The organism is Galactobacillus timonensis, from assembly GCF_900240265.1.
GTDB classification, from domain to species: Bacteria; Bacillota_I; Bacilli_A; order Erysipelotrichales; family Erysipelotrichaceae; genus Bulleidia; species Bulleidia timonensis.
The window spans coordinates 1633451-1651443 of record NZ_LT964739.1 but is presented as its reverse complement, the minus strand read 5'-3'; the positions used below and the strand labels follow the sequence as shown (position 1 = coordinate 1651443).

The 17993-nt window shown below is 50.2% G+C and carries 22 protein-coding genes and 1 tRNA gene; 4 read left to right on the top strand and 19 right to left on the bottom strand.

The window, feature by feature from the left end; translation table 11 throughout:
- Positions 1-47: 47 nt before the first annotated feature.
- From C1714_RS07830 to C1714_RS07810, 5 genes are all read right to left on the bottom strand, one after another.
- On the bottom strand, positions 48-1082 hold the full coding sequence (locus tag C1714_RS07830) for an ATP-binding cassette domain-containing protein (protein WP_342587468.1): 1035 nt from the start codon (positions 1080-1082) through the stop codon (positions 48-50).
- Positions 1072-2148, bottom strand: a complete 1077-nt coding sequence (locus C1714_RS07825) for an ABC transporter ATP-binding protein (protein WP_102342656.1) — start codon at positions 2146-2148, stop codon at positions 1072-1074. Before C1714_RS07825 ends, C1714_RS07830 begins: the two co-directional genes overlap by 11 nt.
- Positions 2149-2158: 10 nt before the next feature.
- Positions 2159-3109 (bottom strand): oligopeptide ABC transporter permease OppC, encoded by a 951-nt coding sequence (gene oppC, locus C1714_RS07820; protein ID WP_102342655.1) that lies wholly within the window; start codon positions 3107-3109, stop codon positions 2159-2161.
- A gap of 1 nt (position 3110) precedes the next feature.
- Positions 3111-4595, bottom strand: a complete 1485-nt coding sequence (locus C1714_RS07815) for an ABC transporter permease (protein WP_102342654.1) — start codon at positions 4593-4595, stop codon at positions 3111-3113.
- Positions 4596-4797: 202 nt separating this feature from the next.
- The gene (locus C1714_RS07810) at positions 4798-6861 is read right to left on the bottom strand and encodes a peptide ABC transporter substrate-binding protein (RefSeq protein ID WP_210115276.1); all 2064 of its coding nucleotides are present in this window, start codon (positions 6859-6861) and stop codon (positions 4798-4800) included.
- 171 nt (positions 6862-7032) lie between these two features.
- Here C1714_RS07810 and C1714_RS07805 point away from each other — a divergent pair.
- Positions 7033-7121: transfer RNA gene (locus C1714_RS07805), tRNA-Ser, on the top strand.
- A 242-nt stretch (positions 7122-7363) separates the two neighbouring features.
- On the opposite strand, the gene C1714_RS07800 is transcribed toward C1714_RS07805, so the two are convergent.
- The 11 genes from C1714_RS07800 to C1714_RS07760 form a co-directional block, all read right to left on the bottom strand.
- The gene (locus C1714_RS07800; protein ID WP_102342652.1) at positions 7364-8011 is read right to left on the bottom strand and encodes a holin; all 648 of its coding nucleotides are present in this window, start codon (positions 8009-8011) and stop codon (positions 7364-7366) included.
- On the bottom strand, positions 8008-8160 hold the full coding sequence (locus C1714_RS14035) for a hypothetical protein (RefSeq protein WP_167849981.1): 153 nt from the start codon (positions 8158-8160) through the stop codon (positions 8008-8010). Before C1714_RS14035 ends, C1714_RS07800 begins: the two co-directional genes overlap by 4 nt.
- Positions 8144-8431, bottom strand: coding sequence for a hypothetical protein (locus tag C1714_RS07795; RefSeq protein WP_135567848.1), 288 nt, complete (start codon positions 8429-8431; stop codon positions 8144-8146). Before C1714_RS07795 ends, C1714_RS14035 begins: the two co-directional genes overlap by 17 nt.
- Positions 8412-8621 carry a hypothetical protein gene (locus tag C1714_RS07790; RefSeq protein WP_102341271.1) on the bottom strand — a complete coding sequence of 70 codons (210 nt, stop codon included), beginning with the start codon at positions 8619-8621 and terminating at the stop codon, positions 8412-8414. Before C1714_RS07790 ends, C1714_RS07795 begins: the two co-directional genes overlap by 20 nt.
- Positions 8618-8908 carry a hypothetical protein gene (locus C1714_RS07785; protein WP_102342651.1) on the bottom strand — a complete coding sequence of 97 codons (291 nt, stop codon included), beginning with the start codon at positions 8906-8908 and terminating at the stop codon, positions 8618-8620. Before C1714_RS07785 ends, C1714_RS07790 begins: the two co-directional genes overlap by 4 nt.
- Positions 8905-9135 carry a hypothetical protein gene (locus tag C1714_RS07780; protein WP_102342650.1) on the bottom strand — a complete coding sequence of 77 codons (231 nt, stop codon included), beginning with the start codon at positions 9133-9135 and terminating at the stop codon, positions 8905-8907. Before C1714_RS07780 ends, C1714_RS07785 begins: the two co-directional genes overlap by 4 nt.
- Positions 9132-9428 carry a hypothetical protein gene (locus tag C1714_RS07775; RefSeq protein ID WP_102342649.1) on the bottom strand — a complete coding sequence of 99 codons (297 nt, stop codon included), beginning with the start codon at positions 9426-9428 and terminating at the stop codon, positions 9132-9134. The genes C1714_RS07780 and C1714_RS07775 overlap by 4 nt, the downstream gene beginning before the upstream one ends.
- Positions 9429-9430: 2 nt before the next feature.
- Entirely contained in the window at positions 9431-9571 is a 141-nt protein-coding gene (locus tag C1714_RS14030) for a hypothetical protein (protein WP_167849980.1), read from the bottom strand.
- Between the two features lie 17 nt (positions 9572-9588).
- Positions 9589-10011 (bottom strand): helix-turn-helix domain-containing protein, encoded by a 423-nt coding sequence (locus C1714_RS07770; protein ID WP_102342648.1) that lies wholly within the window; start codon positions 10009-10011, stop codon positions 9589-9591.
- Positions 10008-10193, bottom strand: coding sequence for a hypothetical protein (locus C1714_RS07765; RefSeq protein ID WP_102342647.1), 186 nt, complete (start codon positions 10191-10193; stop codon positions 10008-10010). Before C1714_RS07765 ends, C1714_RS07770 begins: the two co-directional genes overlap by 4 nt.
- Before the next feature lie 94 nt (positions 10194-10287).
- Positions 10288-10500: a helix-turn-helix domain-containing protein gene (locus C1714_RS07760; RefSeq protein ID WP_102342646.1), complete on the bottom strand. Its 213-nt coding sequence runs from the start codon at positions 10498-10500 to the stop codon at positions 10288-10290.
- A gap of 162 nt (positions 10501-10662) precedes the next feature.
- Here C1714_RS07760 and C1714_RS07755 point away from each other — a divergent pair, with 162 nt between their 5' ends.
- From C1714_RS07755 to C1714_RS07745, 3 genes are all read left to right on the top strand, one after another.
- Positions 10663-11289, top strand: a complete 627-nt coding sequence (locus C1714_RS07755) for a LexA family protein (RefSeq protein ID WP_102342645.1) — start codon at positions 10663-10665, stop codon at positions 11287-11289.
- Positions 11290-11516: 227 nt separating this feature from the next.
- Complete coding sequence (locus C1714_RS07750; RefSeq protein ID WP_167849979.1) at positions 11517-12662, top strand: tyrosine-type recombinase/integrase; 1146 nt, start codon at positions 11517-11519, stop codon at positions 12660-12662.
- Between the two features lie 368 nt (positions 12663-13030).
- Complete coding sequence (locus C1714_RS07745; RefSeq protein ID WP_102342643.1) at positions 13031-13237, top strand: hypothetical protein; 207 nt, start codon at positions 13031-13033, stop codon at positions 13235-13237.
- Between the two features lie 128 nt (positions 13238-13365).
- Here the strand turns inward: C1714_RS07745 and C1714_RS07740 are convergent, their stop codons facing one another.
- From C1714_RS07740 to asnS, 3 genes are all read right to left on the bottom strand, one after another.
- Entirely contained in the window at positions 13366-14577 is a 1212-nt protein-coding gene (locus C1714_RS07740) for a 6-phosphofructokinase (RefSeq protein WP_102342642.1), read from the bottom strand.
- Between the two features lie 63 nt (positions 14578-14640).
- Positions 14641-16524: a ribosomal protection-like ABC-F family protein gene (gene abc-f / locus C1714_RS07735; RefSeq protein ID WP_102342641.1), complete on the bottom strand. Its 1884-nt coding sequence runs from the start codon at positions 16522-16524 to the stop codon at positions 14641-14643.
- A gap of 65 nt (positions 16525-16589) precedes the next feature.
- Positions 16590-17984 carry an asparagine--tRNA ligase gene (asnS, locus tag C1714_RS07730; protein WP_102342640.1) on the bottom strand — a complete coding sequence of 465 codons (1395 nt, stop codon included), beginning with the start codon at positions 17982-17984 and terminating at the stop codon, positions 16590-16592.
- Between the last annotated feature and the right edge of the window lie 9 nt (positions 17985-17993).

Sequence of the window (17993 nt, the reverse complement as noted above, 5' to 3'; positions counted from 1 at the left end):
CGCCAAAAGAAAAGGACAGCAGCATCAGCTGCCGTCCCGATGAAACATCATTCAGAATAATTTTCGTGCGACATGATCTCGAGCTTCTTGAGATACTCTTCCTTCTCGCGATCATTCATGAACACATAGTGGTTCGGACGAATGAGACGCAGCTTCGGCTTCGCGCCGGAGTGGTCACGCTTGCTTTCGTCATAGACCACAAGTTCCTTCTTCTTTTCAATATCCGGATCCGGAATCGGAATTGCCTGCAGAAGCGACTGCGTATAGGGATGCAGCGGATAACGGAACAGCTCATCCGATGGCGCAACCTCAACGATGCGTCCATTGTGAATGACGCCGATACGGTCCGCAAAGTAACGGACAACGGACAGGTCATGGGCAATGAACATATAGGTCAGACCGCGCTCACGCTTGAACTTGTTCATCAGGTTCAGAACCTGGGCACGAATCGAGACATCAAGTGCCGAAATCGGCTCATCGGCGATGATGAACTCCGGGTCCATGATCATGGCCCGCGCAATGCCGACCCGCTGACGCTGGCCGCCGGAGAACTCATGCGGATAGCGCGACTTGTGTTCCGGAAGAAGACCGACCGCCTCAAGCATCGCATCTACCTTGGCTTCCCGGTCCGCTTCATCCTTGTACAGATGAAAGTTGTACAGCCCTTCCGAAATGCAGTAGTCAATCGTCGCACGCTCATTGAGCGAAGCGGCAGGATCCTGGAAGATCATCTGGATGTTGCGGACAACCTCCCGCTGCTCCTCCTTGGAGATCTTGCCATTGATTTTCTTGCCCTTGAAAAGAACTTCGCCATCCGATGTCGGTGTCAGACGGATAATCGCCCGCGCCGTCGTTGTCTTACCCGAACCGGATTCACCGACAAGAGCAAATGTCTCGCCCTTGTAGATCTTGAAGTTTGCGTCCTTGACAGCCCGGAAGCGATGCTTACGGTTATTGTTGAAGGTAACCTCGAGATGTCTTACATCCAGCAGGCACGGCTTGCCATCCAGCTCATCCGGCATCTCATCAATCGTCAGTTCCTGTTCCTCTGCCGGTTTCTTTTCCATGTTATCAGCGCTCACCGAAGACACCTCCTTTCGCCGTCATTGCCAGCATACGCTTGTGCAGATCTTTGATTGCCTGCGGCGGCTCCACCTTGGGCGCACGCGGATCCAGCAGCCACGTCTTGGCATAGTGCGTATCACTGACCTTGAAGAACGGCGGCTCTTCTTCATAATCGATCTGCATTGCATAGTTGGAGCGCGGCGCAAAGGCATCACCCTTCACCTCTTCAAACAGGCTGGGCGGCGTACCGCGGATGGCGAAGAGATCCTCGCCACGGATGCCGAGCTGCGGAAGCGAAGACAGAAGCCCCCACGTATACGGATGACGCGAATCATAGAAGATCTCGTCAACCAGACCATACTCAATGATCTGACCCGCATACATGACCGCAACGATATCCGCAACATTTGCCACGACACCAAGGTCATGCGTAATGTAGATGGTCGTGAAATGGAATTCCTGCGCCAGTTCCTTGATCAGGCGGATGATCTGTGCCTGAATCGTAACATCCAGTGCCGTCGTCGGCTCATCGCAGATCAGGATTCTCGGATGGCAGGCAAGCGCAATTGCAATGACAATACGCTGACGCATACCGCCCGAATACATGAACGGATATTCATCGAAGCGAAGCTCCGGATCATGGATGCCGACGCGGCCCATCAGTTCGATCGCTTCCTTCTTGGCTTCATCCTTACTCTTTCCCTGATGCTTGATGATGACTTCTGTAATCTGATCACCGATCGTACGAACAGGGTTCAATGACGTCATCGGATCCTGGAAGACGGTCGCAATTCTGCGGCCGCGGATCTTTTCCCAGGCCGGATCTTCCGGATCAAGCTTTGCAAGATCCTGTCCCTCAAACATGATCGAACCGTTGGTAATGGAACCGTTCGGATCGAGCATGCCGGTAAATGTCTTGGTAAATACAGATTTTCCGGAGCCGGATTCGCCGACGATAGCGACGACTTTACCCTCCTCAAAATCCATCGAAATATTGCGGATCGCCTTCAGCACCTTGCCGCGAACCTTGAATTCTACCTGGAGGTCTTTGACCGACAGGATGAGATTTTTTTCTTCTGCCATTGTGACCTCCTTACATCATATGGGTACGCGGATCGCTTGCGTCAGCCAGCGTCTGACCGACGATGTACAGCGAAACCGAGATAACTGCCGATACCGCAACCGGAATCCAGAACAGATACGGCGTCGATACCAGATATGGCGAATAATCCTGAATCATTCGGCCAAGCGAAGGAATCTCACGCGAAAGGCCGATGCCGAGGTATGAGAAGAACACTTCCAGAGAAATGAAGCTCGGGATGTCACGCGACACTTCCGTCATGATGACCGATACCAGATACGGAAGAATGTTCTTCATGATAATCGTATGGTTGCTGGTGCCAAGGCACTTGGAAGCCAGGTTGTATTCACGGTCACGGATAATCATGACCTGGACACGGATGAAATACGCGACGCCAACCCAGTTGGTGATGCACATGGCAAAGATCAGCTGCCAAAGACCGGACCCGAGAGCGTACATGAGAACCATTGCGATCAGGGTTGTCGGAATGTTGGCTACAACGTTGTAAACCTCGATCATGACGGCGTCGACGCGCTTCGAGAAACCCCACCACATGCCGACGAGTGTACCGATGACAACGACGATGGCTGTCGAAACAAAAGAAACGAACAGCGACGTACGGGTACCGGCCCAAACGGCATCAAACAGCGAGTTGCCCTTGTCATCCGTTCCAAAGAGATACTGCGAATTCGGACGGATGTACTTCATGGATGAATTGTTGATGTTCGGTGCCACCATCGGATCGTAATGGGAAATCAGCGGGTCAATGATGGACATCAGAACAACGAAGATTACGATCACGAGCATTGCAATCGCAACCTTGTTGGAAAAGAACTGACGGAAAACGGAGCGCCAGTAGGAATACGTCGGAGCCGCAATATGCTCCGAAGCCGTATCTTCCGACTTCTGGAAGGTAAAGCGATCGTCTTTGATCTGTGTTTCTGAGATCTGTGCTTCCGACATCTTACTCCCCTCCCTTTGCGCTGAGCTGAATACGCGGATCGACCAGCGTCATCAGAATGTCACCAAGGAACACGGCCAGAATCGAGAGGCCGGTAAAGATGAACGCCAGCGTAATAATCATGTTGTTGTTGGTCTGGTTGATCGCATCCGGCAGCATCTTGCCCATGCCCGGAACAGCGAACGCCGTCTCCGTAATGAAAGCACCTGAAATGCAGAGGATGACGGATGAAGGAATACCGTTCACAATCGGGATAATGGCGTTGCGAAGAATATGGCGATGGAAGATCTCACTCTTGGAAAGACCCTTCGCCTTGGCGAACTTGACATAATCCTGGTTGGACTGATCGATCATATAACGGCGTACCCACATCATCAGGCTCGGCGTATTCAACAGACCCAGAATCACAACCGGCATAATGTACGATCGGATGTCGCCGAAGCCGAGCATCGGGAACTTGTCCGGCAGACCGAGAGCCGAACCGATGCTGCGCATGAAGAAGATGAATGCCAGCGAAGGTACGGCAATCAGAATGTTGATATAGGCGATGCCGATCTTGTCGCCGATCTTGCCCTTGTGCTGTGCCATGCTGATGGCCGTTGGCAGACCGAAGGCATACGCGAAGATCAGTGAAATCAGGCCGATGATATAGGAAGTCTCGACCATCGAAGGATTCTCATAGGAGCTGAGACAGTTGGAATAATTATCCGTGAACTTCTTCTTGTCAAGGTTGTCAGGCTTTGTCTTGTACTGGCAGCTGGTCTGGATGATCGCCGATTCCTGTTCAAGTCCGGTCGGGAAAACCTGATCCGAAGTCTTCAGGGATCCCTGGCCGGAATTGATGACTTCCAGCGTCGAAATGCCCTGATTGGTCGGATAGGATGTACCAAAGTTGAACTTGATCTTATTGGAGTGGATGAACGGGAAAGAGCCGTTGAACCACAGCTGGTATTTATATGTGCAGCCGCTGCATACAAGGGCCGGCGTTCCGTTGTAGGGATTCTTCTCCCAGTGGTAGCCGCGCTCCAGATCCGGATTGTTATCGTCCTGAACAGCATTTTTGCTGTCGATGACGATCATGCTCGAGAAATAGTGGCCGAGAATTTCAAGCCAGTTATATTCATGGACGACATACGGGTCGCCGTTTTTCCAGTTGTCGACTTCGTAGCCATCGTCCTGCATCGTGGTAATAGCGGCTTCCTGTTCCGGTGAACCGTTGATCTTGCAGGCTTCCACTTTTTCACTGTCATCGCCATAAACGGTGCTGCACAGCTCAGGCTTCCGCTGAAAATCCAGGTAGCCGAGCATGTCCCATTTCTGGTACATGTACAGTGTCTTGTTTTCTCCTTTCAGTTTTCGATAGCTTGCGTCCTGCTCAAAGATCTTCGTTCGCGGAATCAGTTCAAAAATCATGATGATAATAATGGACATGACCACGAACAGGGAAACGATCGATTTCAACAGACGCTTTAGAATATACTTCCCCATAAGTGTTTCCTTTCTCCAATCAAAAACACACTAAAAAACCGTGCCTTTGAACGCCTGCCTATTATAACATTCATATGCTTTCGGCTCATTTCCAAGAAAAGGTTTTCTGCCGAATTTTTTTCACGATGTTCACAAATGAAACATTTTCTCATAAGCATGAAAAAAGATCCGGAGAATTTTCTCCGGATCTTTCATGAGAATTTTACTTCTCGACAACCAGATCAGCAGGTGTACCGCCTGCCTTAAAGTCATCGTAAGCCTTGTTGTACTCGTCAGTAGTAACAACGCCCTCTTCCAGAGTCAGGCCCTTGTACTTGTACTCGGTCAGGCCGGTTGTCGAATAAACACGGCTGAACGGCGTAACATGGCTGACGCGAACCGTACGGCTCTGCATCTGGCTCGGGATGAAGAAGCAGGTATCAACCAGTTCTGCATCGGCCTTTGCAAATGCCTCATAACGAGCATCGAGATCATCCGTAATGGCATCAGCAGCATGATAGAGCTCATCATACTCTGTCAGACCTACCTGATCCTTGATATCATCATCGGAACCGTAGTTCTCAGAGTTGGAATCGGTCAGACCGCAGGAAGTCATGTAGTAGCCGGACGTCGGGCTGTAGATATCAACGAAGCTCTTCGGATCCGGATAGTCAGGAGACCAGCCAGTGAAGGTCGAAATATCATAGTCAGAACCAGCCGGGTCAGTGTTGTAGTAAGCAATCTGCTGAACCGTATCCATATCACGCATAACCAGCTCAATGATAATCTGGCCATCCGTATTCTCTTCAACGGACTTCTTCAGCGACTGACCCTGATCAACAAGGCGCTTGTGGGTCTCCGGAACCAGCATATCCAGGTGGATCGGGAACTGTACGCCCTCAGACTTTGCAGCCTCGATGTATGCCAGAGCATCATCCTTGCTGTACCAAGGGTTCTGGCCATCCGAGAGGTCAACGCTCTCGCCTGTACGCTCTGCATATGCAGCCGTTACAAGATCGCCATAGGACGTACCATCCGACGTACGAACAACGCTCGGATCGTTGTTGATGTTACGCATCATTGCATCAGCAAGTTCCTTCGGAGCGGAAACCATCAGATAGGATTCACGATCCCAAGCAGCACGCAGAGCCTTACGGAAGTTCTCATTCAGAATAGCGTTGTGCGTATTCTCAGCAAGTGTCGTATCCGTAGCATAGTTCGTGTTGTCAAATGTCTGACGGTTGAAGTTAAAGACAATTCCGAATACCGAAGAGTTCGGCAGGGATTCTGTCGTATAGCCGGCATACTTCTGCATGTAGGCATCGAAGTTTTCCCACTGAGCGCTGATCGGAGCAGCCGCATAAACATTTGCTTCGAAGTTGCGGATCTGCGAATACGGATCGGAACCATCATCATAGATACGGGTAACCGTCTCCATATGAACGTTATCTGCATCCCAGTAAGCTTCATTCTTCTTCAGAACGGTGCTGGACTTCTCATCATAGGACTGCAGGATGTAGCCGCCATTGTAGAGAATGGAATCTGCAGAAGTCGTACCAAACGAGCAAGCCGTCTGATCCGGAGCTCCCAGTGTGCATCCATCGCCCTGGGACTCGAGGAACTCACGGTTTACCGGATAGAGAACCGCATAAGTCGTCATGCCAGGGAAATACGGTGTCGGCTTTTCAAGCGTATATTCAAGGGTCAGATCATCAACGGCCTTGACACCGACATTAGCCCATGCCTCATCGGACCAGTCACCGTTTGTACGATACTCGGAATAGCCCTTGATAACGCCATCAAGCAGCCAGGAAGTGCCGGAGTTGAACTCAGCACCATGACGCAGACCGGCAACGAAGTCATCGGCCGTAACGGTCGCATACTCTTCACCGGTGTTCGTAACCCACTTCACATCCGGACGCAGGTAGAACGTGTAAGTCAGGCCATCATCGCTGATGGAGTAGCCAGTAGCCAAGCACGGTGCCAGGTTGCCATAGGTATCGTTCTCGAGCAGACCATCAACGAAGTTTGCATTGTACTCGTGATCCTCTGCAAGGGCGGTTACCAGGTAATCCAGCTGCTGGATCTGGTATGTTGTTGCTTCGACAAGATTGTTAGTGTCAGCCAGCTTGATATCTGAAACAGCTGTATCCGACATATACTCTGTATCAGCAGCTTCAGTAGATGCAGCTGCTGCAGCAGTCGAAGCGGCAGCGCTCGAGCTCCCGCATGCGCCAAGCGTCAGAGCCATGGTGCCTGCAAGAACTGCAGCAAAATACTTCTTCATGTTTCTTTCCTCCTGTATGGTGAACATTATAGCCCGTAATCCAATAGGATTGATATTGCTTTTTTCACAATTCATTCACAATCCGGTCATCATAGTTTCACAAATGAAAATATTTTCAAAGTGAAAATCCACCCGCAGTAATTTTTATGCTATAATCGACAGGCAACGTTTGGAGAAGTACCCAAGAGGCTGAAGGGACTGGTTTCGAAAACCAGCAGACGTGCAAGCGTGCGAGGGTTCGAACCCCTCCTTCTCCGCCATAGTAAATTTGAAAATCAGGCATAAATAAGCCTGATTTTTTATTTTCGTCATATATTTTTCGTTCACTTTTTCGTGCATTAACGGCTTTCCATCCCCAAAAACCACAAAAAAAAGGCCCTGCGCCATCCACGCAGGGTCAAAGTTAGAAAGGAGAGGTCTACACGCTGGGATGGCTATGCTGCTTCAGCGCCGTGCGTCAGTTTTAGGGATGCAGCTCGTCCGGAACAGATATCCGGTCCACCTAGTCCTCGGAGGCATTGTCGTCTTCTTCCGGCACTTCAGGCAGGCCGGCAATCGAAGTCAGCAAGGAGACAACGCCCGACAGCGCTGCCGTCCCGACAACCGTCTGCCAGTCTACTGCGCTGATTGTTGCTGCTGCCGGCAGCATGGCCACGGCGCACTGCGCCATAGTCTTGAGTGCGCGGATTGATGCCGCCTTCCACCAATTTCTTGTAANTTCATCACCGACTCCGATGATCTGCAGCAGAGTGTTTGCCTTTTCCTTCGCACTCGAATTGATAAACTTCGGGAGATCCAGCGCAAATGAGGAAATGAATGTGTCTAACAATTTCTGACCTGCTTTTCTTCCAGTAGTATCAGTCACTTTCAATGCGCTGTTTTTGCCAGAACGTTCTACCAGGATCCCGTTTGAAAGCTGGATCTGAATATGAGGATCCACCATTGATCCTTCACGCTTAGGCTGAGATGGCTTGTACTTATCTCCGCCAAGTGCCCACGTAATAGCATCAAGAATCGATGTTTTCCCCTGATTGTTTTTGCCGCCGATCACGGTCAATCCGGTCTCCGTCGGCTCGATCTTTACAGCCTTGACGCGCTTCACATTTTCAAGCTCGAGGCTTGTAATCTTAACTGTGTTTTCCTGATTCATTTTGTTTCCTCCCACTCTCTTAATTCTTTGAATTCTTCATATTCGTCACAATCCCGATAATCAGGTACGGGATCATCGTCTTCATCCGGGTAGAAAGCCGGATCATATTTGGCGTACCATTCTTCCGCCAGTTCATCGATGTTGATCATTTCTTGCCATCCATTTCTCTTTCTCAACGATCGGATCTCTGGGCGTGCGGGCGATGTAGTAGTATCCGCGTTTTCCAACAGAATGACCGAATGACAACTGTTCTCGCGGGTAATGCTTCTTTTCGATCAAGACCGGCTCATCGATGATCGTGGCAAGCACGCCCTCGATCTTATCGATTCCAAACTCTCTGATCAGCTCCGGAGGAAGCAGGCTGTTGCCATACTGCCGCAGGTTCTGCACCGCCCAGCCGTTAATTTTGCTCAGATCCATGTACATCGGCTTTCTCCAGCCCTTTGAGTATCGCCAAGGCTTTCTCAAGGCCGGCGATGCGCTGATTAATGTGGTCACAAACGGATTTATCAATGGAACTGGGGACAATCATCTTTGCCCACTCGAGACACCCCATTGCAAGGCTGATCTCAATCCTTGCGTCCATGATTTTCATTTCCATTTCCGTCATTTTTCCGTCTCCTTGCGCATGATCATGTGTTGCCTTGTCAGTTCATTTCGACATTCTGACGCGATCTTGTAAGCCTCTGATGTGTCTCTGCTGATTAGCTGGATCGCTTTGCAGCAGTCCTCGATCCTGTGACTATTGCGGTCTGCTTTGGCAGCCGCCTCACAAGCCATCTTGTCAATCGCATCCATTGCCGCCGTGATCGTCTGGATCTGACGGATCGTCACGTAGAGCAGGATGCCGAGGATGACATCAAGTGCAGCGAGGGCGATGATTATTCCGTGGTTCATGATCTTCTCCGGTTCAGATCAGGGAATTCTCGGATCTCTTTGTCGAAGGTTTCCTGCCATTCCGGATCAAAGGCTTGGCGGTATGCGTCATGGATAAGATGCTCACCAATGCCGGTATTAAGCAGCTCAATAAGGATCGCTGACAGCTCATCTCTGATTTCTGCACCTTTTCCGGTGATCTGACATTTTGCAGGTCGACTTTTATCTGTGAAATTGCAGTAGATCATTCGTTTCCCTTCCTCTCTGCTTCCTTCATCAGCTTCCAGACATCTGTCATGCTGATGAGCTCAAGCTGTTCACCATTTCTACGAAACATGAACTTCGTCTCCCAGCCTGGCACATATTCATGAGTGTGATTGTCAAGCAAGTAGAACACACTGGTGTAAATCTGCAGCTTGTAAACCATCAACCCATAGAGCTCGAACGCCAAGACTCTGATCATGCCATTGGATGGAAACTCCAATGATGGTGACCAGTTATCCGGATCGTTGAATACTTCTCTTCTTTCCTTTTCCGTCATGCTCAGATCCCGCTGCACACCATCACGGTGAAGAGAAACACCAAGCATGAGAGCCCGAAGCCGATCAGCATCGACTGAATCGCGAGATTCTTCCAGTCCTCGCCGATGTATTCATTCATAAAGTCATTTACTTGATTCATCATTTTCGCTTTCCTCTTTTCTAGTCTTTCCGACCCTTTTCCTGCTTGGACACAATCTGTTTGGCCAGTTTCATCTTTTGCACAGTGCCCAGATCGAACCCCCGATAGGTATCCCAGAACTCCCGAAGATCATCGTCACTGAATAAGTGAGACGGCCCCATGACCATGCCGTGAAGCAGGCCAAGACGGAACAGCTTGCTGACGTAGTTCTTAGATCTTCCGAGCTTCTTCGCCAGCTCCTCCGTGGTGTAGATCTTCATCTCACCTGATGACTGGCCATCGCTGTCCATGAACGGCATCTGCTGCAGCTGAGAAATCTTCTTGTCCAGCTGGTAATCGAGCTGAGTGAGTTTGGCAATCCGCTCATCCAATGCTTCGGTGTTGACCGTTACATTCAGGGAAGTGACTGGAGCCTCCGGCAGTTCCTTGATGCTGGTAGTCATGATTCAGCCTCCCGATCACGGAGCATTGCCTTTAACTCTTCCGGGCTGTATCCGAGGTCTTCATACTCGCCAAGCCTCTGCACCAGTTCTTCCTTCTTGTGCGCTGACCAGTAGCCTGTCTTAATTCCGCTTGCGCGCACCGCCGTCAGCCTTTTGAGCTTTGAAACTTCAATTAATTCCATGTTTCCTCATTTCTAGAGGCTATAATGTTGATGATCCGGTCAGATCATTGGTCGCCAGCCTCTTGGCGGCCTTTTTTCTGGTTCTGCGTGTCTTTTAGGACACTTCATTTCCAAAAAAAATAGCCATGACATCAGAAGCGTCGAGAGATAGGATGCGCGAAATGTCGCTAATTTCATCTCTCGTGAACTCCGTCTTTGAACTTATCTTGCGATAAAAAGACGCTTTACTGATGCCGATGGCTTTTGACAGCTCTTCTGCAGAGGTGTTGTTTTGGATCATTCTAGCCTTCAACAGATTCATGTTCATGGCTTTCCCTCCTTTCTGTGTCTTTTTGGATACTTCAAATGTATCGCATGTGGTTTTTGCTGTCAACTCATAAATGACACTTTAATCTACTTTTTTGCTTTGCCGTGTTGCATATGTGACACTCCACAAATAAAATGAGGATACTCAAATAGGAGAATTATTATGACGCTAAACGAAAAATTAAAAGCCCGCCGTCTTGCGCTTGGATTGACTCTGGAGGATGTCGGTAATTATGTTGGGGTTGGTAAAAGCACTGTTAGAAAATGGGAAACTGGTGCAATTAAAGACATGAAAAGATCCCAGATTGCTAAATATGCGGAAATATTGCGCATTTCTCCCACAATAATTTTAGGCATCGAAGATAGTAACGTCTCCGTATCTCTTCCTCATGAAGAGCCTGTCCGAGACATTCTGATCTACGGTGCCCTGTCTTGTGGCACTGGACTCTTTGTTGAGGATGAAGTGATTGGCCATGTTTCCGTTCCCCTTGCCATGCTCCCCTCCAAGTCCGCTGAATACTTCGCCCAGTACGCCTCCGGTGATTCGATGGAGGGTGTCGGGATTTTCGATGGAGATCTATTAGTGTTTGAGAAGACAGCCGCACTGGATAATGGCCAGATCGGATGCTTCTGCATTGATGAAAACATTGCCACCTGTAAGAAATTCTCCCGGATCGGCGGATCTGTCATGCTGATGCCCGCCAATGACAAATACCAGCCCATCATTATCTCTCCCGAAAACGAGTGCTTCCGGATCTTAGGCCGGCAGGTCCTGAGGATGGGGAAATGAAAATACGTTTTGCTATTCTACCAAATTGACAAAGCAGAGAATTCAGGCAAGAATAATGTTGGATCTTGGCCATTGCGCCACTGTTCAAATTATATCGGCTATACGCCGCTGACTGGATGCCTCTGCCGGAGGCATCCTTTTATTTCTCACCCAGGCCAAAAATGGCTTTTCATCCGATAAGAAAATGCCCCCGCGGGTGCCACCGCAAAGGGCAAGAAAGAAGAAACATGAAACACGAAAAGTATATCACCGAGAAGAAGACCAAGACCGGCCATTATTTGAACGTGTCAATCTTTTACGCTGGCGAAGGAAAGAAGCGCAATCACTTCTCCAAGAATGTTAACGTTGCGGAATATCCTTCTGCAGCGGATGCGATGGCCGCAGCGGTTATGATCCGGAATCAGGCGTTAAAAGATATCCAGAAGGGGCCGACGATCAGGCACAGCCCGACGGTAGATGAGCTGTACATGCAGACAGCAAAGCTATTCAATTCATCTCTGAAGACCAAGCGTCGGCATGATGAATCCTATGAGCATTGCATCAAGAAGTACGGATCCGTCCCGATCACAGATATCAAGGCATCCGACATTCAGGAATCAATCAACTATTCCATCAATAACTATTCGCTGGATTCGACCCAGAAGTCGCTGGCCGTTTGGAGGCAGATCTATCGTGTGGCCGCCATGCTGGAGATCCCGGTTGCTGATAAAACTCTCTCGATTGTTATCCCGAAGGACCGGAAACCGAAGGAAACCGCTGAAAAGAAGCCTGTCACGATCAGTGAGGAAGATTTCATGAAATACATGAGCTTCCTTGAGAAAAGTCTGAAGTACACACGCGATAAAACGGGAATGCACCGGAAGAAGCGGATCATATACGCACTGTACGTCATGTGGTACACAGGAATGCGCCCGTCGGAGGCATTCGCGCTGAATAGGAGCGATTTTAACCTCGCAGGTAGATTTATATCAGTCAGCAAGGCCGTTGGCTCTACTGGCTCGGAAATGCGCCAGATCGTGGCCACGAAGACCGTCAACAGCATTCGGATCATTCCGATCTGTGATGAGCTGATGCCGATCGTAGAAAAGATGCTGCAGGATCTCCCAGATGAGCACCTGTTCTATGATGCCGATGGTCTGCCCTTTGAAATATCAACCTTATCAACCTTCGTCTTTCATACCGCGAAGCGTGCTGGCGTAAAGTTCAATATGTATATGTGCCGGCACAGCATGTCAACCTCTCTGATCCAGGCGAATGTTGCACCTCGTACCGTACAGGACATCCTTGGCCATGCTTCCTTTGGCCAGTCTCTGGACTATGCTCGATCCTCGGAAGCAGAACGCGAAGAAGCACTGAACAACCGGAAGGTATAGATTTCGTGCAAATTTCGTGCATCGAACCGCAAATGAACAAATAGTGACCGCATGTAAGTTCTCCAAAAAAGCTGATGGAAAAGCGCATAATAATCAAAAATTATGGCATTTTTACAGGTGAACTATAAGATGTATTAAATGGCTCCTTCTCCGCCATACTATAAAAACCGCTTAGAAAGTCCGTTTCCAGGCGGTTTTCTTTTACCATTTACATCACTTTTCCGTGATTTGGGGTCAAAAAAACGGGGTTAATTTCATATTCTCGCTCCCTTCACTGCATACTGGAAGATATCGACACATAGTAGATTATTTCGATTCTGATACAACCGTCTGAAGTTAGCGATTAGAATAACCCTGTCGAGGTACTTATGCAAGATCTGAAAGAATTTGTCCGCCGCAACGAAGACCGTGAACTGGACGAAGAAGAAAAAGTCAAAGAAGAAGAAATCATGGCCGAAGACCGTGCACGCATGCATACCGGCATGTCCGGCATCATCGGATCCGTTCTTCGCACCCTGATCTGGATTGCCATCATCTTTGTAGTCATCAAGGTCATCGGCGGCCTCGGTTCCTGATTATGTTCTACCGGCAGGAGTTTCTCCTGCTTTTCTTTTGCGTCTTCCTTACCGTGAAGATGAAAAAAACCGGATCAGCACTGACCCGGCTTCTTCTGTTTCCGTAATTGTGTCTCTATTGAACGATATTACCGCATGTAATACGGCGTAACGTAGGCAGGCAGACCATCCTTGTAGATGATGACCGGCGTACCCTGAATCAGCGGACGCAGATAATCATAGCCCTCCTGCTTCAGACCCGCATAATCATCCAGCAGCCACTCCTTCGGGAAGTTCTTGACATAGTTTGCGACCTTGTCCGCATCGATTGCGAAGTACTCAACATCATACTTCTCCCCCGGACGGCGCTTGATGCCAACCATCTTACCCGTGAAGTTCTTATCCGCCGTATGCATATGAGCGCTCATGCCGAGGTTGAAGGACTCCGTCACATCAACCAGCGACTGCTCCGTCGCATGGCAGCGCTGAGCGGTCGAAAGATCCTGTACCTTGCAGCGGGGCGCAACACCTGCCTCCAGAATCATCGCTTCCAGAGCCTTGGCTGCACCGCCGAGTACCGCATGACCGAACTTATCGTTCTTTGCCTCACCGGCTGCCAGATACGTGCCATCCGCATAGCGCGCACCTTCCGAAACAACGACATAGCACTTTGCCTTCTCATCAACGATTCTCTTGATACGGGCAAGAACCTTTTCCTTGTCAAACGGAACTTCCGGAACAATCAGGACATCCACATGCCCCGACAGGCAAGCGCTTGCGGCCAGCCAGCCCGCATCACGGCCCATTGTCTCAAGAATGAACACTTCCTGACGGGAAGCCGGATAAACATTGACATCCAGCCAAGACTGAAGTGCCGTCGTCGCAATGAACTTCGCCGCAGACGCAAATCCCGGGCAGTGATCCGTGATCATCAGATCGTTATCAACCGTCTTCGGGCAGCCGACAAAACGATGATTCGTAATGTTATGCTTACGGGCATACTCACTCAGAGCCGCGACCGTATCCATCGAATCATTTCCACCCGTATAGAACATCGTCTCAATGTCATACTTGTCCATGATTGCGATGATCTTCTCGAAATCCGCAACATTATCACGCTTCAGCTTATAACGGCAGGACCCCAGAGCGGAAGACGGCGTCTGACGAAGAACCAGGTTCTCCTCATCGCTCATGTTGGTCAGATCAACGAAACGCTCCGCAAGAATGCCTTCGATTCCATTCAAACCGCCGTATACATGCTCATACAGCGGATTGAGCTGGTTGGCTTTCACAACGCCCGCAACCGTAGCGTTGATGACGGACGTAGGACCGCCGGACTGTGCAACAATGCAGTTTGACATACGATTCTCTTCTCTCCTTTTTATAAATGCGAAACTATTATACAGGATTTCACGATTTCAGTTTCAGGAATTCAGCTTTTCCCACCGCTCATACAAATGCGCAAGCTCATTGTGAATATCATCGATATGCTCATCCAGCTGCTCCATCTTCTGCGCATCCTGATAATATTCCGGCTCAAACCGCAGCGCCCGGTTATCCTCCAGCTCCTGCTCCTTCGCCGTAATCTGCTTTTCCAGCCGCGCAATTTCCTGCTCACGCAGTTGCGGGCTCATCACAACTTCCTTCCGGCCCTTCACCTTTTCATTGTCAGCCGGCTGCTTCGCCTCCTGCTGACGTGCCGCTTCCGCCTTCGCGCTGGGATCTTCCCCGTTCATATAGGACGCATAGCTCTCATCAATCAGCGTCGCCTTTCCATCCTGCATCAGCAGCATCTTCGTACTCAGCTGCTGAATAAAGTAACGATCGTGCGACACAAAGATGATCGTCCCCGAAAAATCATGGAGCGCCTCTTCCAGAGCTTCCTTCCCCGGAATATCCAGATGATTGGTCGGCTCATCGAGGATCAGCAGATTGCTGTGCTGCAGAAGAAGCTTCGCAAGCGAAAGCCGCACCTTCTCACCGCCGGACAGCACATCAACGCTCTTGAACACCTCGTCCGCCGTAAACAGAAACTGGCCGAGAATCGACCGCACCTGCGTCCGGTCCAGATCCGGCGCCGCATCCCAAAGCTCCTCGAGTACCGTCTTTCCGGAAGAAAACTGCGCCAGCTGCTGGTCAAAGTAGCTCGTCTCAATCTGATGCCCGAACAGATAGGACCCCCCCAGTGATGGAATCAGGTTCATGAGCGTCTTCACGAAGGTCGACTTCCCGGTGCCGTTGGGCCCCAGGATCGCCAGACGGTCACCCCGGCGGATTTCCAGATGATCAATCGTACAGAGAGGATGATCATAGCCGATGGAAAGATTCTCCACTTCCAGAACCTTTTCACCGCCTTTCACCCGTGGCGTAAAATGCGCATGAAACGTCTTCTCATCCGCATCCTTCACCGGATCCAGTTTCTCCATCCTGTCCAGATACTTGATCTTGGACTGGGCAAAGGCAGCCTTCGATGCCTTGTAGCGGAACTTCTCAATCAATGTCTGCAGCCGCTGAATGTCCTTCTGCTGACGGTCGTAGGCCGCCTGCTGACGCTCAATATCGTTTTTCTTCTGCACGACATAGGACGAATAATTGCCCGCATAGCGCTTCATCTTTCCGTACTCCATGTCGTAGACAACATCCGCCACATGATCCAGGAACATACGGTCATGCGACACCACGACGACCGCCCGCGGATACTTCTTCACATAGCCTTCCAGCCACTCGATCGTTTCCAGATCCAGATGGTTCGTCGGCTCATCCAGCAGAAGAATGTCCGGCTTCGACAGCAGAAGGCGGACAAACGCAATCCGCGTCTTCTGTCCCCCGGAGAACTCGCCAACTTTACGGTCCAGATCTTCCTTTTCAAAGCCGAACTTTGTAAAGACCGTAAACATCTCCGACTCCCAGTTATAACCGTTGAGAGCCTCAAACGTCTCCTGCAGATTGGCATAGCGGTTCAGCAGCTTCTCCGAATGATCCGTCTCCATCTGTTTCTCCAGCGCATTCATCTCCCGCTGAATCACAAACACATGCTCGAATACACGCTTCAGAGCGTCACGGACCGTCTCCTCATCATTGTCCAGCGCCTTCTGCGCAAGATAGCCGATGACCGTATCCGATGCCCGGGACACATTGCCCCCGTCGAAGCTTTCCTCCCCGCACATGCACTTCAAAAAGGTTGTCTTCCCGCAGCCGTTGCGGCCGACGATGGCAATCTTCTCTTTTCCCTTGATTTCAAATGTACAGTCCTCGAAGACGTCTTCCGTACCGAAGGACTTGCTCACATGACTCGCCTGATATAACATCTTTCACCCACAAACAAAAACTGCGAAGACATCGCTGTCCCCGCAGAATCATACCATAGAAACGATCAGAACATCAGGTTGCGCGGCGTACGTGCAAACGGAATGACGTCACGGATATTCTCCATACCCGTCATATACATGACGAAGCGCTCAAAGCCAAGACCGAAGCCCGCATGCTTGCAGCCGCCATACCGGCGAAGATCCAGATACCACTGGTAGCTGTCAAGGTTCATGCCAAGCTCCTTCATCCGGCCTTCCAGAACATCGAGACGCTCCTCACGCTGCGACCCGCCAACGATTTCACCGATGCCCGGCACCAGGCAGTCAACCGCTGCTACCGTCTTACCGTCATCATTGAGACGCATGTAGAAAGCCTTGATTTCCTTCGGATAATCCGTCAGGAACAGCGGACCTTTTGCGACCTGTTCGCACAGATACCGCTCATGTTCACTGTTGAGATCCATGCCCCAGTAAATGTTGTCATTGTCGAAGTGATAGCCGTCCGCCTTCGCCTTCAGAAGCAGATCGATGCCTTCCGTATAGCTCATCTTGCGGAATGGCGTATTCTTCACATGATCCAGACGTGCCAGCAGACCCGTATCAATGCGCTCATTGAAGAACTTCATCTCCTCCGGGCAGTTGTCTTCCACATACTGAATGCAGTACTGAATCATGTCTTCGATCAAATCCATATCATCCTGCAGATCCGCAAACGCCATCTCCGGCTCAATCATCCAGAACTCAGCCGCATGTGTCGTCGTATTGGAATTTTCAGCACGGAACGTCGGACCGAATGTATACACATCGCGGAACGCCAGCGCAAAGGCTTCTGCCTGCAGCTGACCGGATACCGACAGACTTGCATGCTTGCCGAAGAAATCCTTGCTGTAGTCGCCATCCTTGCGGGTTGTCACCGTAAACATTTCACCGGCACCTTCCGCATCCGATCCCGTAATGATCGGTGTATTGACATATACGAAACCCTGATCCTGGAAGAATTCATGGATCGCCATGGCCAGTACGCTGCGAACACGGAACACGGCGCTGAATGTATTGGTACGCGGACGCAGATGTCCGATCTCACGAAGATATTCAAAGGAGTGACGCTTCTTCTGCAGCGGATAGCTTGCATCGCAGCTGCCTTCCAGAACAATCTCCGTCACCTGAATCTCAAACGGCTGCGGCGCATCCGGCGTCACAACATATTTGCCCGTCACACTGATCGCCGTACCGGTCAGATATTTGCTCACATCATCGTAATTCTTCAGGCTGCTGGAATACACGAGCTGCGCATTCTTGAAATAGGTGCCATCGTTGAGGGCAATGAAGCTGACATTCTTGCCCGCCCGATTGGTACGGATCCAGCCCTGCAGGAACACATATTCCACCTGATCCTTCTCAATCTGTGTGCCGCTCTGTGTAAGTTCATACAGTTCGCGGACTGTCATATCTGTGAGCATATCTTTTTC

Excerpts from the sequence above, each read along its gene's own strand:
- C1714_RS07755 (WP_102342645.1), top strand. The coding sequence starts at position 10,663 with ATGACGCTAAACGAAAAATTAAAAGCCCGCCGTCTTGCGCTTGGATTG.
- C1714_RS07810 (WP_210115276.1), bottom strand. The coding sequence starts at position 6,861 with ATGAAGAAGTATTTTGCTGCAGTTCTTGCAGGCACCATGGCTCTGACG.
- C1714_RS07795 (WP_135567848.1), bottom strand. The coding sequence starts at position 8,431 with ATGGATCTGAGCAAAATTAACGGCTGGGCGGTGCAGAACCTGCGGCAG.
- C1714_RS07760 (WP_102342646.1), bottom strand. The coding sequence starts at position 10,500 with ATGAACATGAATCTGTTGAAGGCTAGAATGATCCAAAACAACACCTCT.
- C1714_RS07740 (WP_102342642.1), bottom strand. The coding sequence starts at position 14,577 with ATGTCAAACTGCATTGTTGCACAGTCCGGCGGTCCTACGTCCGTCATC.
- C1714_RS07815 (WP_102342654.1), bottom strand. The coding sequence starts at position 4,595 with ATGGGGAAGTATATTCTAAAGCGTCTGTTGAAATCGATCGTTTCCCTG.
- oppC (WP_102342655.1), bottom strand. The coding sequence starts at position 3,109 with ATGTCGGAAGCACAGATCTCAGAAACACAGATCAAAGACGATCGCTTT.
- C1714_RS14030 (WP_167849980.1), bottom strand. The coding sequence starts at position 9,571 with ATGATGAATCAAGTAAATGACTTTATGAATGAATACATCGGCGAGGAC.
- C1714_RS07765 (WP_102342647.1), bottom strand. The coding sequence starts at position 10,193 with ATGGAATTAATTGAAGTTTCAAAGCTCAAAAGGCTGACGGCGGTGCGC.
- asnS (WP_102342640.1), bottom strand. The coding sequence starts at position 17,984 with ATGCTCACAGATATGACAGTCCGCGAACTGTATGAACTTACACAGAGC.
- C1714_RS07775 (WP_102342649.1), bottom strand. The coding sequence starts at position 9,428 with ATGACGGAAAAGGAAAGAAGAGAAGTATTCAACGATCCGGATAACTGG.
- C1714_RS07785 (WP_102342651.1), bottom strand. The coding sequence starts at position 8,908 with ATGAACCACGGAATAATCATCGCCCTCGCTGCACTTGATGTCATCCTC.
- C1714_RS07770 (WP_102342648.1), bottom strand. The coding sequence starts at position 10,011 with ATGACTACCAGCATCAAGGAACTGCCGGAGGCTCCAGTCACTTCCCTG.
- C1714_RS07790 (WP_102341271.1), bottom strand. The coding sequence starts at position 8,621 with ATGACGGAAATGGAAATGAAAATCATGGACGCAAGGATTGAGATCAGC.
- C1714_RS07745 (WP_102342643.1), top strand. The coding sequence starts at position 13,031 with ATGCAAGATCTGAAAGAATTTGTCCGCCGCAACGAAGACCGTGAACTG.
- C1714_RS07750 (WP_167849979.1), top strand. The coding sequence starts at position 11,517 with ATGAAACACGAAAAGTATATCACCGAGAAGAAGACCAAGACCGGCCAT.
- abc-f (WP_102342641.1), bottom strand. The coding sequence starts at position 16,524 with ATGTTATATCAGGCGAGTCATGTGAGCAAGTCCTTCGGTACGGAAGAC.
- C1714_RS07780 (WP_102342650.1), bottom strand. The coding sequence starts at position 9,135 with ATGATCTACTGCAATTTCACAGATAAAAGTCGACCTGCAAAATGTCAG.
- C1714_RS07825 (WP_102342656.1), bottom strand. The coding sequence starts at position 2,148 with ATGGCAGAAGAAAAAAATCTCATCCTGTCGGTCAAAGACCTCCAGGTA.
- C1714_RS14035 (WP_167849981.1), bottom strand. The coding sequence starts at position 8,160 with ATGATCAACATCGATGAACTGGCGGAAGAATGGTACGCCAAATATGAT.